Source organism: Paenibacillus sp. p3-SID867, from assembly GCF_025142895.1.
GTDB lineage: Bacteria > Bacillota > Bacilli > Paenibacillales > Paenibacillaceae > Paenibacillus_AQ.
Map to the genome: position 1 here is coordinate 462767 of NZ_JAMBDM010000001.1, position 13646 is coordinate 476412.

12 protein-coding genes are annotated in these 13646 nt (G+C 52.0%); 1 reads left to right on the top strand and 11 read right to left on the bottom strand.

What is annotated here, in order from left to right; translation table 11 throughout:
• The 3 genes from addB to M4D81_RS02220 form a co-directional block, all read right to left on the bottom strand.
• Positions 1-3531, bottom strand: coding sequence for a helicase-exonuclease AddAB subunit AddB (gene addB / locus M4D81_RS02210; RefSeq protein WP_260064285.1), 3531 nt, complete (start codon positions 3529-3531; stop codon positions 1-3).
• Positions 3532-3601: 70 nt separating this feature from the next.
• The gene (locus M4D81_RS02215; RefSeq protein WP_260064286.1) at positions 3602-3976 is read right to left on the bottom strand and encodes a hypothetical protein; all 375 of its coding nucleotides are present in this window, start codon (positions 3974-3976) and stop codon (positions 3602-3604) included.
• 193 nt (positions 3977-4169) lie between these two features.
• Positions 4170-5543 carry a class I SAM-dependent rRNA methyltransferase gene (locus tag M4D81_RS02220; protein WP_260064287.1) on the bottom strand — a complete coding sequence of 458 codons (1374 nt, stop codon included), beginning with the start codon at positions 5541-5543 and terminating at the stop codon, positions 4170-4172.
• A gap of 448 nt (positions 5544-5991) precedes the next feature.
• Here M4D81_RS02220 and M4D81_RS02225 point away from each other — a divergent pair, with 448 nt between their 5' ends.
• On the top strand, positions 5992-6963 hold the full coding sequence (locus M4D81_RS02225) for a Na/Pi cotransporter family protein (protein WP_260064288.1): 972 nt from the start codon (positions 5992-5994) through the stop codon (positions 6961-6963).
• Here the strand turns inward: M4D81_RS02225 and M4D81_RS02230 are convergent.
• From M4D81_RS02230 to dnaJ, 8 genes are all read right to left on the bottom strand, one after another.
• Positions 6960-7415, bottom strand: a complete 456-nt coding sequence (locus tag M4D81_RS02230; protein ID WP_113058338.1) for an NUDIX hydrolase — start codon at positions 7413-7415, stop codon at positions 6960-6962. The genes M4D81_RS02225 and M4D81_RS02230 overlap by 4 nt on opposite strands.
• A gap of 86 nt (positions 7416-7501) precedes the next feature.
• Positions 7502-8845, bottom strand: a complete 1344-nt coding sequence (gene mtaB, locus M4D81_RS02235) for a tRNA (N(6)-L-threonylcarbamoyladenosine(37)-C(2))-methylthiotransferase MtaB (RefSeq protein ID WP_194541629.1) — start codon at positions 8843-8845, stop codon at positions 7502-7504.
• 2 nt (positions 8846-8847) lie between these two features.
• The gene (locus tag M4D81_RS02240) at positions 8848-9618 is read right to left on the bottom strand and encodes a 16S rRNA (uracil(1498)-N(3))-methyltransferase (RefSeq protein ID WP_260064290.1); all 771 of its coding nucleotides are present in this window, start codon (positions 9616-9618) and stop codon (positions 8848-8850) included.
• A 72-nt stretch (positions 9619-9690) separates the two neighbouring features.
• The gene (locus M4D81_RS02245; RefSeq protein ID WP_071222923.1) at positions 9691-10383 is read right to left on the bottom strand and encodes a site-2 protease family protein; all 693 of its coding nucleotides are present in this window, start codon (positions 10381-10383) and stop codon (positions 9691-9693) included.
• Positions 10384-10385: 2 nt separating this feature from the next.
• Positions 10386-11363, bottom strand: a complete 978-nt coding sequence (gene prmA / locus M4D81_RS02250) for a 50S ribosomal protein L11 methyltransferase (RefSeq protein ID WP_071222922.1) — start codon at positions 11361-11363, stop codon at positions 10386-10388.
• A 298-nt stretch (positions 11364-11661) separates the two neighbouring features.
• Positions 11662-11862 (bottom strand): YfhD family protein, encoded by a 201-nt coding sequence (locus M4D81_RS02255; RefSeq protein WP_009590798.1) that lies wholly within the window; start codon positions 11860-11862, stop codon positions 11662-11664.
• Between the two features lie 47 nt (positions 11863-11909).
• Complete coding sequence (locus tag M4D81_RS02260; RefSeq protein ID WP_260064291.1) at positions 11910-12281, bottom strand: hypothetical protein; 372 nt, start codon at positions 12279-12281, stop codon at positions 11910-11912.
• A gap of 232 nt (positions 12282-12513) precedes the next feature.
• The gene (gene dnaJ, locus M4D81_RS02265; protein ID WP_071222920.1) at positions 12514-13632 is read right to left on the bottom strand and encodes a molecular chaperone DnaJ; all 1119 of its coding nucleotides are present in this window, start codon (positions 13630-13632) and stop codon (positions 12514-12516) included.
• Positions 13633-13646 lie beyond the last annotated feature (14 nt).

Here is a 13646-nt window from a genome sequence, read left to right on the forward strand (position 1 = left end):
TCACCGGCTCTCTCCTCCCTTCGGATGTCCAAGCATATCCCAAACCTGATCTTTACCCGGTTTACCCAGCAGCTGATATTCGCTGCCCTCAATTGCGTCGTCAAACTGGCATACAGGCCGGAAGGAACAGTACGTGCAGGCCGTCTCCTGCTGAATCCGGTACGGCACAATCGCGACATCGCCTCCCGTAATTCTGGAGCCGATATTCAGCATGTTCTCCCGCACGGCTGACAACAAGGTCTTCCACTGGTCAGGCGTTGCCACGGCCGCGCTGCTGTAGAAGCTGCCGTCCGTTTTGACGGCGACGGGCAGAATGGCCGAGTGCCCTTTTTCAAGGAACGAATCCATGAGGGAAACCGCTTCGCGGTCTGCCAGCAGCAGGCCCTTCATTTTGTATCGTTTAAGCAGCTCCTCTGCCGCCTGCTCCGGCGTCATGCCGTTTGCGGATTGCAGGATTGGATCATGAACGTGGAAATACAAGGTTCCCGCAGGCAATGCCTGCTCGCCGAGCCAGTCCTCCGCAAACGTCAGCAGCACGTCCAGATAGGTCAGCATCTGCAAGGATAACCCGTAATAGACCTCATGCAATCGCAGATCCTTCTGGCTGGATTTATAATCAATGACCCGGAGCATGATCCCATGCTCTCCGCGTGCCATGTCGACCCGGTCAATCCGCCCGACAATCTCCATCTTGACCCCGTTCGGCAATTCAAACGTCAGCGGCGGCAGCGGCTTCCCGGGACCGAAATCGAGCTCGAGGCCGATCGGCTCAAATTTGCCGCGCCTTGCTTGTTCGCCCAAAATTACGGACGCTCTGCCCACGATGTTTTTCAGCTTGCGCGAAATATATCCGTATCGCTTGGAGCTCAATAGAATTTCACCCTGCAGCATGGGAGCAAGCCGATCGACCGTTGCTTCCGCCTCGCGCAGGCATTCCTCCGCGCTCAAGTCTCCCCAGCTTCGATGCTGTGATTGAAACTTCACGGCCATGCTGCTTAAGGCAGCATGAAACAGCTGCCCGATGTCAGGAGCCTGAAGACGGTACAACTGCCGTTCTCTCAGCTTCAAACCATGGGAGGCAAAATGGGAAAACGGACACGCAACAAAGCGCTCCATCCGGGATACGCTCGTCCGCAGCTTCGTTCCGTACAACTGCCTGCTGGTTTCCTGCTTAAGCGGCCGGGCTTCATTTCGGTAAGACAAGGACGAGAGCATCGAAGAAAGACGCGGCCTTAATTCCGGCTGTTCCGCATACCAATTGTACACATGCCACCAAAAGTCCGGAATCTCCTCGCCATTCCTCCAGTCACGAAGGCGACCCGTTAAATAAGCAAGCGTCTTATCCGGACGGGCTGCATAATGCTCCTGCTCGCTGGCCGATTGCCCGGCATGCGGTCTTGGAAACAAAGGGACCTCTTCCATCTGAAACATCAGCTTCAAATGGCGGATGACCTCGGATGGCAGCAACGTCTTGCCTTCATCGTCCGCCGCAGGATAGCTGACCCACAGCTGATTACTGGCCGAAGTCAGAGCATTATAAATCAGGAACCGTTCATCCAGCAGTCTGCGGGATATGCTTGGAGCAAGCTCCAAGCCGCGGTCTTCGAGCTGAACACGCTCCGGTTCTGTCAGGATCCCATCGTCCTGGAACTGGGCTGGGAGAACTCCATCGTTAATGCCGAGCAGAAAAGCATATTTCACCCCGCCCGTCCGTGTCCGATCCATGCTGCCGATCAGCACTTGATCCAGAGAAGGAGGCACCAGAGCCATTTTCATCTCCGTAAGTCCCGTACCCAGCACACCCGTGAACAATTCGGTGCTGAGCTTCTCCGTACCCATCATCTCCACAATCTGATCGAGCAGGTCAAGCACTGCCCCCCATACCTGGCGATGCTCCCTGGCTTCCTCAGGACGCCCGGCATCCAGAGCAGCGCGGCTTAACAGCTCGAGCTTCTCAGGAACAGCGGCTTCCTCCAAAAGCCGGTAGACTGCCGTGCTCTGATCCATTGCATTCGCTGCCTTCTTCATCCGCTTCTCAAACGCATGCAGCGGCTCCGTAATCACCTTTCTGGCATACTCAATCGCCTGCATCCCATGCGGATTTCGCACCTCACTCTCTCCATCTTCTAATGAGAGACTTGGAATCCCCTTCCAGGGGCGTCCATCCGTCCAGCGTGTGCCCTGGATTCCGGAAGCCAGCACATGGTTCTCCAGACGGTCCATGTCCTCACGGGTAAGCGATCCGTCCAGCGGCAGCAGCAGATCCGTCTTCACGCAGCGGAATACGTCCTCATAACGCCAGCGGCGTCCGATGATATCCAGCGCAGAGCGAATAAATTCGACCAGCGGATGATGGAGCTCGCTTCGCTTCTGATCCAGAAAATAAGGAACGCCGTGTTCCCTGAACAAAGGACCTATCAGATGCTCATATTCTCCCGTATTCCGGACAAACACGGCCATTTCCCGGTATCTTGCTCCTTTTTCCCGAGCGAGACGCACCATTTCGCGTACAGCCCCTTCAATTTCAGCCCGGCGGTGACTCGCAGCATGCAGAAGAAGACCTGCCCTGCTGCCGTCCGGATGGCTCACTGTAACTCCGTCCCGGGCAGCTTCCGTCCAACGTTTCTTCCGATCATAACCGCGCTCGAGATGGGCAAGCAGAGGGGATTCTTGAAACCGCGGAAGAACATCGGGTTGTAGAACACGATACTCCATATCCAACCCCATCTCATCGGCAATGCCTTCAAGCTTTATGTACGTCACCGCGGTAGGATGAAAGAGATCCAGCTCATGCGGAACATTCCCGTTCGTATAAGGCTTGTCCAGTGTCAACGCAATCGTTACGCGGTTGGCATGCGTCATAATTTCCCGGAGCACCCGGTACTCCTGCGGCGTAAAGCCATGGAAGCCATCGATCCAAATGTCCGCGCGCTTGATATACTCCGATTGGGTCACGCCCTCTGCCAATGAGGCCAGCGTATCTTCCTCATCCATGTAGAACCTTGAAATCTCAAGCTCAAAATCGCGGAAAACCGTAACGATGTCCTCCAGCTTGCGCCGAAGCATCGGAGAATTCCCAGAGCCTGACAGCATCTGTCCCAGCTGCTCCTCCATGCAGGCAGCGTCAATGCAATAGCGCTTCATTTCCGTATACAGCTCGCTCAGCTTACCGACAAAACCATGCTGCTCTCCCGAAGCACCGAACAATTGGAGCTCTTCTTTGCGCCTCCGCAAAATTTTGTACAGCAGCATGCGTTTTCCTTCTTCGCTGATCGCTACCTTCGCGGCCCCGCCGGTTTCCTGCATGACACGGTAAGCCAGTCGACGGAAACTGAGCACTTGCGCGCGCATCATCCCGCGAATGCCTCCCGCATTAACGAGTGCGTGCTCCGCTTCATAGGAACCTTGCTCGGGAACGATCAGTATCATCGGATTCCCTTTGGGATCTTGCTCCAATCGCTCGATCATCTCTTGGCGGATCGACGTGCTCTTACCGCTGCCCGACCTGCCGATAATAAATTGAACGCTCATGCTATGCCTCCTTTACATCGTCTCCGAAAAGGACTCCTTCACCCTCCAACAAGCTGCGTGTCCGGTGAAATCATGCCCTTGAATCTATTAGAGGTTGTTCAAAAAGTCCGCTTTTGATAAGAAAACCAATCGAGGCCACTTCAAGGATGAGCGACCGCGGTTCAAAGGTAGGTTTTCTTGCGATATCGAATTTCATCAGTTCCACTGATAACTCATAAATTCTATATCTAACACGAAGCAAATCAGGAAGCAACTCGGCATCGAATCTTGAATTCAGCCGGGCCTTCCGGTGCTCACGTACCCAAATCGTACGCTCCGCTCCTGACGTCCCTAGCTTCATCCAACTGAAGCGTTTTGAAAAAACGCACATCGGAAGCATAAGCTTCGGTGCTGAAAATCGACCTTTTTGAACACGTACTATATAGTCAAATGCATCAAAATTCATATAAAATCCCTGTCTTGGTTCGTTCTCTATCAAAAAAGATGCTGATTACTAGTATAGCATAAGTATCGTTTGATGGAACATACGTTTGGATTTCATTCCCATTCCAAATTATTGCGGGCATACAAAAAAGGACCCTGCCATTGTGGTTCACCCACCATGGCAAGATCCTTCGCTTCTACCGTGCTGCTGCACTTTAAAGTTTCGATTTGCTGCGCACTTCAAACACGGCAAATTTTAAATAATGCCCCTCGTCGACCCCGAGAATTTGCGGATGATCCTTGCCAGCCGCACGCCATTCCACGAGTCTCAGAATTTTTCCGGCGTCTTTTGCCGCATCCTGAATGGTCTCCAGGAACAAATCCGGCCGCATATGGTACGAGCAGCTTGCCGTAACCAAATAACCGCCCTCATTCACCAGTTTCATGCCATGAAGATTGATGTCCTTATATCCGCGGCAAGCCCCTTTAACGGCAGACCTGGTTTTGGCAAAAGCAGGCGGGTCCAGAATAACCACATCCCATGAACGTCCGCCTCCTGCGGTCAGCGGTTTGGAGGTATCCACTTTTTGATCCCCTTGCGCACGCAACTCGCGTTCCTCCAGCCCTTTTACCTGATTGCGCAAATATTGGAAGGCATCGTCCACTACAAACTCCACGCGATCCTGGAATCCGTTCAATTCCACATTCTCTTTGGCGCTTTCAATGGCATGCTCCGATATGTCAAGGCAGGTCACTTTCTTGGCGCCATAAAGGCAGGCATGCAGCGTGAAACTGCCCGTATGCGAAAAGCATTCCAGTACCGTGGCTCCATCCCAATAAGGAAAAGTAACTTCCTTTCCGCTTTTGTTCACCGGTAAGGTCTTCTTCTCACCGTCTCGTTCCACAGTCTGGAGCGAGATCCCGCTGCGGCTTCCCCAACCGTTCATTAACGGTTTAATGGATGCCCGGTTCTCGCGCTGATCAAAGAAATATCCGGTCTTCTGGCCTTCTTCGATATCGACCTTGATCTTTAGGCCGTTCTCCGTCACCGAGACGTGGCGAGGACATTCCCCGTATAGAATACCCGTGCGCTGCTCCAGCCCTTCCAGTTCCCGGATGGATACGTCGCTTCGTTCATAGATTCCTTTCGGCTGGACCACCTCGACAAGCGCGTTCACGATGTCCTCACGGCAGCGATCCATCCCCAGCGTCAGCAGCTGCATGACCAGTACGTCATCAAACCGGTCCACAATCAGCCCCGGCAGAAAATCCGCCTCGCCATATACCAACCGGTAGGCGTTCTCATCTCCGATAAACCGTTCCCGGTGTTTCAGGCATTCCTGAAACCTGGCGGCGAAAAAAGCCTTGTCCATCGTCTCAACGGGCTCGTACGAAACGGTGCGTACGGTGATTTGCGATTGCGGGTTGTAATAACCGGAGGCGAGAAAACGGCCTTGATGGTTTAGTACCGATACGATATCCCCCGGCTTGGGTTCACCTTCAACAGAGGCAATCTCGCTTTTATAAACCCAGGGATGCCCCTGCTCCAGTCTCTTTTTTCGACTGCGCTCCAAAATTACCGATGGCACTGTATTTCACTCCTTAAGTTATCCCTGGCCATTTCCATAGGCATGCATGTCCGCCAAGGGTCATATACGTAATTAAGAAAATAAGTTTTTCGCCGGACTTTCACAGCAGCGGATGCTTCATATCCCCATTTTATTTCACTAAAAATGCGTGTTCAAAAAGGTCGGTTTTCAGCACCGAGAAGGTTGGATGAAGCAAGGGACTGAGGAGCGGAGCGTACGTTTGGTACGTGAGCACCAGAAGGCCCGGCTGAATTCAAAATTCGATGCTGAGTGACTTCCTGATTTACTTCGTGTTAGATATAGAATTTATTCGTTATCAGCAGAGCTGATGAAATTCTATATCGCAAGAAAACCTACCTTTGAATCGCGGTCGCTCATCCTTGATTGGCATCGATTGGTTTTCTTATCAAAAGAGAGCTTTTTGAACAACCTCTAAAAGGAGAACATCATGCTATCCTCACTCTGGTTTCCCATCTGTTATGGTCTTGTCCTGTTCCTGTTCGGCATGAAGGTCATGGAGGTTGCCCTTCAACGCTGGGCCGGTCCGCTGCTGCATAAGTGGCTCCACAAAGCGACATCCACGCCCCTTAAAGGCATGATCGCCAGCACGGCGGTCACGGCTCTGCTGCAAAGCAGTACCGCCGTCACCGTGCTGGCAATCGGTTTCGCCAATGCCGGATTGTTAAGCCTCGCCGGTACCCTGGGCGTTATTCTCGGCACGAACATCGGCACAACGGTAACCACCGAGCTCATCAGCCTCCAGATCGGACAAGCCGCCATGCCGCTGCTTGTCCTCTCGCTAATGCTATGGGTCGGCACCGTACTCGTCAGCGAGCGCGTACCTTCGAGCTACGACAAGTTAAAAAACAATTTGATCCGCAGCCAGTTTTTATGCCTTGCCGTCGCCGGATTCTCCCTGGTGCTGCTTGCTATACAATTCATGCAATCCATCGGCCCGACCCTTCAAAGCCTCGGTGTGTTCCAATGGTTCCTGGACCACGCTTCGCGGAGCGTCCTCTGGGGCATTGCAGCCGGAACAATATTGACTGCTCTGATGCACAGCAGCGCCGCTGTCATCGCTATGGCTATGGGGCTTGCAGCCAGTGGCGCTCTGCCTCCGGAGATCGGCGTTGCCATCGTTCTGGGCTCCAATGTCGGCACCTGCGCCACAGCGCTTATAGCAGCCATCGGCAGTACCCGAGCAGGGCGATTCGTGGCATGGTCCCATATGGGGCTGAATATCGGCGGTGTCCTGCTCTTTACTCCGTTCATATCGGGCTTAACTGCCGTATCCGGATGGTTAGCGGCGGATCCGGCCGGGCAAATCGCCCATGCGCAAACCTTGTTTAATATCATATGCTCACTTATCGCGCTCCCGCTATGCTATCTGCCCTTCTGGAACAAGCGGGCACAGACCTAAAATTTCATATCTTCATCCGCAGGAATGCTAACCTCAAGCAGCGTTAGCGCTTTACGCAGGATGATATCATTGTTATTATATCCGTTGCTGCGCTGCTTCCTCCATGCGGCCAAAGGCTCGAACCAGTCCACCCCGTTGATTTCCTCGATTTGGGGTTTTAAACTGCCTTTTTCTGCCTTAACCAGATAGTAATGAACTTCCTTGTCCACCTGGCCGAACTCGGGATGATGGTATTTATATGCAATAATGTCCACTGGAGAGGTGATGGATCCGACTATACCTGTCTCCTCGCAAATCTCTCGAAGTGCCGTTTGCTCGACGGTTTCACCGGCTTCCATCTTGCCTTTGGGAAGCGAGGTTTTTCCATAACGGTCCAAAATAAGCTGGATCTGAAGCGCCCCTTCATGATGACGGTATACCACGCCGCCTGCGGAAATCTGTGTATATGTCATGTCCTATTCCTCCTTCATGTACAACAAGGATTCCACTTCCGGTAGCCAGGAAATGAAATCCTTGTCTGGTATGGCCGCTATTGGAATTACTGGGCAGCTGCCTTTAGTCCATGATCCATGACGCTGAGGAGTTCACCCTCGCATTCATTCACACCGGCTTTGGTTACTTTTACGCGGCACAGTTTGCCTTCGAGATCAGGCGATCCGTTGAATACAAGCTGCAGGTAATTATCGCTGTACCCCTGCATCTTTCCGCCGTTAGGAGCTCCCTTGTATTCACGCTCCGGTATCACTTCCAGAATCTGACCCACAAAACGTTCAGCATAAGCAAGCTGCAGCTGCTCTGACAAGTCAATCAAATCATGCACACGTGCATTCTTCACTTCCTCGTCCACCTGATCCTCCATCCGTGCCGCCGGCGTGCCGGTACGCTTCGAATACGGGAATACATGCATCTCGGAGAACTGAATTGCCTTCATCAGATCATAACCGTTACGGAACATCTCGTCGGTTTCGCCAGGGAAGCCAACGATAACGTCCGTCGTAATGCCCACATCGGGCATCGCTTGACGAATCAAGCCCATCTTGTTATAGAACTCTTCGGTTGTATATTTACGGCGCATCCGTTTCAGTACCGTATCATCCCCCGCTTGCAGCGGAATATGAAGGTGGCGGCACATTTTACTGGAGCGGTTCAGCACATCCAGCATCTTCTCATCGATCTGGCTTGCTTCGATGGAGCTGATGCGGATCCGTTCCAAACCGTCTACCCGGTCAAGATCCCACAGCAAATCGGACAATCTGTAATCTTCAAGATCATCTCCGTATCCGCCTGTGTGAATACCGGTCAGCACGATTTCCTTATAACCCGCTCCAACCAGCTGATGCGCCTGTTTAATGATGCTCTTCGGATCACGGCTGCGTGACAAACCGCGGGACCAAGGGATAATGCAGAACGTACAGAAGTTGTTGCAGCCGTCCTGGATTTTCAGAAATGCACGAGTGCGTTCCGCGAAATCCGGAACGTCCATTTCCTCAAATACCCGGGTCTTCATAATATTGCGGACAGCATTAATCGGCTGACGCGTCTTTTCAATATCATGGATGAAATCCATGATTTTATCGCGATCCTGGTTCCCGATCACAAGATCCACACCCGGTATATCCAGAATTTCTGCAGGCGAGGTCTGGGCGTAGCAGCCCGTTACAGCCACGATGGCCTCGGGATTGCGGCGAACCGCGCGTCTGATCATCTGACGGCTCTTCTTATCCCCTGTATTGGTAACGTGGCAGGTGTTAATCAAATAAACATCTGCGGTTTGTTCGAAGTCCACCTGGTCGTAGCCTTCATTTTTGAAGTATTGCCAGATGGCCTCGGTATCGTAAAAATTGACTTTGCAACCCAACGTATAAAACGCTACGGATGGCATGTTCAAACGCCCCCCATTTCTCCAGATTCATATAGTGCGCAGGCAAGCGCCGTCATGCCGGCAGTCTCGCAGCGAAGGATCCGTCTGCCAAGTCCAACGGATACGGCTCCTGCATCTTCGGCGGCTCGGCATTCCTCTTCCGTAAAGCCGCCCTCGGGTCCAACGACCAGCAGCAGGCTGGCCTCCTCGGCCGAATTCGACAGCGCCTGCTCTACAAAAGGCTTCAGCACGTCCCTCAGCTGGGAGCCATGCTCTTTTTCATAACAAAAATATACGGCATCATAGCCGGAAAACGCTGCAAGCAGATTTTTCCACGACAAAGGCTGTTCAACAGACGGTATCCGGTTACGATGCGCCTGTTCAGCCGCCTCTTTTGCAATCTTGCGCCAGCGCTCCAGCCGCTTCCCTTCCTTCTTGGCATCGTACTGAACAATCGTTCTGTCCGATAAAAAGGGCACAAAGGACACCGCGCCGATCTCGGTGCACTTTTGGATGACGGTCTCCATCTTATCGCCTTTCGGCAAGCTTTGAGCGATGCTCACTTGCAGACGCGGTTCCTGGGTCATCTCCATGGGTTCAATTACAACGGCAAAGACGCTGGCCGCCTCGATGCTTTCAATCTCCACCATGGCTTCGCGGGATGCCCCATCGCTTACAATCAATTTATCACCAAGCCTGCCTCGCATGACCTTGGTAATATGACGGGCGTCATCGCCCGTAATCTCAACACGGTTTCCCTCGAATTGTTCGGGAGTCACAAAATATCGCTGCATCTTTAACCTCACCTAACTCCAAAATCGCCAAACCCCATCATACAACTTTTCGTGCTAACTGACCAGAGTAAATCAGAGCCGGTAACCGCCGGTCATCATAATGAACATGTCCAAAAATTTGGATGACAGCGCATGTGCCGCATCATACAGGGGCTTGATCGTATAATCCTGGAACACGGGCAACAATATGATCAACAGGAAGAACAGGATCGACCATTGCTCAAACTTCTGAATTCTCGCACTGAGACGCGGAGGCAGCGCATTCTCAAGAACCCTGTAGCCGTCCAGCGGAGGCAATGGAACAAGATTGAACAGGCATAGAAAGAAGTTGAGCAATATAAATATATTAAAGAACAAATGCACCGCTTGATCCGACTTGGTTAATCCGACTGGAGGAATCATTCCTGTTTGATACAGAACAGCATAAATGAGCGCCCCCAGTATTCCCAGCAGAAGGTTGCTCAGTGGACCCACAGCCGCCACAATGATGCTCATTCGGCGCGGGTTGCTGAAGTTCCCACGATTGATCGGTACCGGCCGCGCCCAGCCGAAACCTGCAATCAGCAAGAGAATAATCCCCAGAAAATCAAAATGCACCGCCGGATTCAGTGTAACCCTTCCCAGCAGCTTGGCCGTTGGGTCTCCGAATTTATTCGCAAAATAGGCATGCGAGAATTCATGCACGGTAAAGGCAATAATCAAAGCAATCAGATAAAAAGGAAGTTGCTCCAGCGGATAAAATAACAGTTGGTCCAAAAACTCCATAATCAGTTTTTCCTCGCCACGAATGCAACCCAATCATCCTCGCGGCAGATGTCGGCAATTTCGAAACCGGAGGCAATCAGCGCCTTCTCTACGATCTCTTCTTTGTTCTTGTAAATGCCCGAGGCGATATAAGCGCCTCCCGGCTGAAGAGCCTGGTATACATCGTCGACAAACAACAGGATGACCTCAGCCAAAATGTTAGCCACTACAACTTGTACCGGCAGCGTCACGCCCAGATCCGATGGACCGGATTGATTGGTGATTACAGAGAGCAGATCGCTTTCCTTGACCGTAATCCGATCCTCCAAGCCGTTAAGCCGGGTATTCTCCATTGCGCTGGATACAGCAACCGGGTCCAGATCGAGAGCCAGTATCCGTGAAGCTCCCAAATGCGCGGCGCCGATGGAGAGAATGCCAGAACCTGTCCCGACATCTATGACTTCCTCTCCGCCCTTGATCACCATCTCGAGTGTGCGCAAGCATAACGAAGTCGTCGGATGCGTTCCTGTGCCGAATGCCATGCCCGGGTCCAGCTCAATAATCGATTCTTGATCGGATTCCGGCGTGTACTCTTCCCATGTCGGCTTGATTGTCAATCGCTCGGATACGCGGATCGGTTTGAAATACTGCTTCCAGGCCGTTGCCCATTCATTCTCATCGACGGTCTTCATCTCATACCTGACTTCACCTGTATCAATCCCGAATTCCTTCAGTTCATTCACGCGCGGCGTTATCTCATCACGGATCGCTTCCAGGGTCACCGTCTCATCAAAGTACCCTTTGATAACGGCTTGCCCTTCAGGAATATCGTTAAACGGAACGATCTCATCAAACCACTGTCCAAGGGATGTGTCCCGCTTCTTGTTTGTCGTACCGGATTCTTCGATCGAAACGCCTCCGGCTCCCGCCTCATGCAGGAAATTCGTAATCATCTCCACGGCTTCCTCCGTGGTATGTATCGTTAATTCATGCCATAACATGTGCTACTGTTCCTCCTCATTCATACATAGATATTATTGTACTATATTGAGGACCCCGGATACAAAGTTTGTACTAAAATACCATGAGGACTTTACCTACAAATCGGTCAAATGCGGTATAAGTCTATCAGCGTACTTTCTCAGAAGACAGACCTTATATGGCGGAAGTTTTACTTGCTGCATAAGGATGGATATCCTCCGAAGTTTATACTTTCTTATCTCTTCAACAAAAAAGCCCTGCTTACCACCTCCGTAACAAGAAAGGTAAGAGGGCTCTTCCAAACGCTGCAGCCAACAATTAATCTACATTTTTACTGGTTTCATCGAGAATTTTCTTCAATTGGCGTTCATCCGCCGCCTCGCTTCTGCGCAGAGCTTCCACATCATCGTGATCGGCTTCCATGGCCGAAAATTCAACATCCTCCGCCTTAGCGGATTGAAGCGCAATCATTTTCTCGGTTTTGCTTGATATCTTCCCTTTTTTTACGCGTCTCATCATGAATGCCGTTCTCCTTTCCAAAATAAAAGATCAGAGCCGTGCTTACCTTAAATCATGCCGCCGGATTCTTCGATTAACCGCATGGCTTGCGGGAATACGCCTTCGTCCAACACAACCGTCAGCAAAATATCCCGGCCTTCGGTTCCGTCCTCCCCGCCGCTGCTCATCCCGCTGGCGGACGGATCCGCCGCCCCGAGAATTCCGGCTCCCGGCCCCGAAATATCCGCATTTAAGGTCAGCGTCGTTAAGCTTGCAATGTTGCCTGTCAACGGATTCATCGGATCGTTGAGCTCTCCGCCGGGATCGGCGCTAAACCGGTCGATGGACATATCGGCAACGCGCAGCGACTGCAATTTGCGGGCTGCATGCTGGGCTTCTTCCGGGCTTTTAAAATACGCCAAAATATTTTTCTCTGCCACTTCATTTCACCTGCATTTCCTATTCAAGATTGCAACTTCCTAGCTGGAACTTCCCTAGGTTGCTTCATCGTCAAGTGTTTTATTCTTGAGGAATCGGCTGTTTAAGCTGGCAGACCACCTAAAGCTCCCTTCCGTCCCCAGAAAGAAAAAAACAGCAGGCCGAAGGTTGATCACCTTAAGCCTGCTGCTGTTCTTCTAAGTTATGAGGGGGGGTTAACCCCATCAGTTTGTATTAGTCACCGCGGAATGCTTTTTTTACACGGTCAAAGAAAGACTGTTCCTGCTCATGGGTCTGTTCGCCATCAAGGGAAGCAAACTGACGAAGCAGCTCTTTCTGATCATCACTCAGCTTGCTTGGCGTAACGACCACAACCTTGACGTGCTGGTCACCCTGTCCCATGCCGCGAAGCCGAGGCACCCCTTTGCCTTTCAGGCGGAAGAAGGTTCCCGTCTGCGTACCGGCCGGGATCTTCAGCTTCACTCTCTCCGTCAGCGTCGGGATCTCAATCTCGTCGCCAAGCGCAGCCTGAGCAAAGGTAAGCGGCACTTCACAATAAATGTCGTCCCCTTCGCGTTCAAAGAAGTCATGCGGCTTCACGCGGATGACAATATACAAGTCACCAGCCGGGCCGCCGCGGAAACCGCCTTCGCCTTCACCTGTCATGCGAAGCTGAGCTCCGTCGTCCACACCGGCAGGCACGCGAACATGAATCTTGCGCTGCTTCTTCACTTTGCCGTTGCCGTTACAAGTCGAGCAGCGGTCTTTGATGATTTTCCCTGTTCCGTTACAGTTCGAGCAAGCGCGACGGTTTACCATACGTCCAAACGGCGTATTTTGCACGACTTCTTGCTGCCCGCTGCCGTTACACACCGAACATGTATGCGGCTGCGTGCCCGGCTTCGCACCGGAGCCGTGACATGTATCGCATGTCTCTGTTCTCGGAATGGTAATATCCGTTTCCTTACCGAATACCGCTTCCTTGAATTCAACCGTCATCGTATATTGCAGATCGTTCCCCCGCTGAGGCGCATTCGGATCACGGCGACCATTACCGCCAAAGAACATATCGAATATATCTCCAAAACCGCCGAAATCACCGGAGAAACCGCCTCCGCCCATACCTTGGTTCGGATCGATATGACCATACTGGTCATATTGCGCACGCTTCTGACCATCGCTCAATACATCGTAAGCCTCTTTCACTTCCTTGAATTTGGCTTCCGCGTCAGCCGCTTTGTTCACGTCCGGATGATATTGGCGAGCCATTTTGCGGTACGCCTTCTTGATTTCATCGTCCGATGCATCCTTGCCGACACCGAGCACCTCATAATAATCACGCTTATCAGCCACGGTTTCACCCCAAT

Coding starts and splice junctions, on each gene's coding strand:
- M4D81_RS02215 (WP_260064286.1), bottom strand. CDS start 3,976: ATGAATTTTGATGCATTTGACTATATAGTACGTGTTCAAAAAGGTCGA.
- M4D81_RS02225 (WP_260064288.1), top strand. CDS start 5,992: ATGCTATCCTCACTCTGGTTTCCCATCTGTTATGGTCTTGTCCTGTTC.
- M4D81_RS02255 (WP_009590798.1), bottom strand. CDS start 11,862: ATGATGAGACGCGTAAAAAAAGGGAAGATATCAAGCAAAACCGAGAAA.
- M4D81_RS02245 (WP_071222923.1), bottom strand. CDS start 10,383: ATGGAGTTTTTGGACCAACTGTTATTTTATCCGCTGGAGCAACTTCCT.
- mtaB (WP_194541629.1), bottom strand. CDS start 8,845: ATGCCATCCGTAGCGTTTTATACGTTGGGTTGCAAAGTCAATTTTTAC.
- M4D81_RS02230 (WP_113058338.1), bottom strand. CDS start 7,415: ATGACATATACACAGATTTCCGCAGGCGGCGTGGTATACCGTCATCAT.
- M4D81_RS02240 (WP_260064290.1), bottom strand. CDS start 9,618: ATGCAGCGATATTTTGTGACTCCCGAACAATTCGAGGGAAACCGTGTT.
- addB (WP_260064285.1), bottom strand. CDS start 3,531: ATGAGCGTTCAATTTATTATCGGCAGGTCGGGCAGCGGTAAGAGCACG.
- prmA (WP_071222922.1), bottom strand. CDS start 11,363: ATGTTATGGCATGAATTAACGATACATACCACGGAGGAAGCCGTGGAG.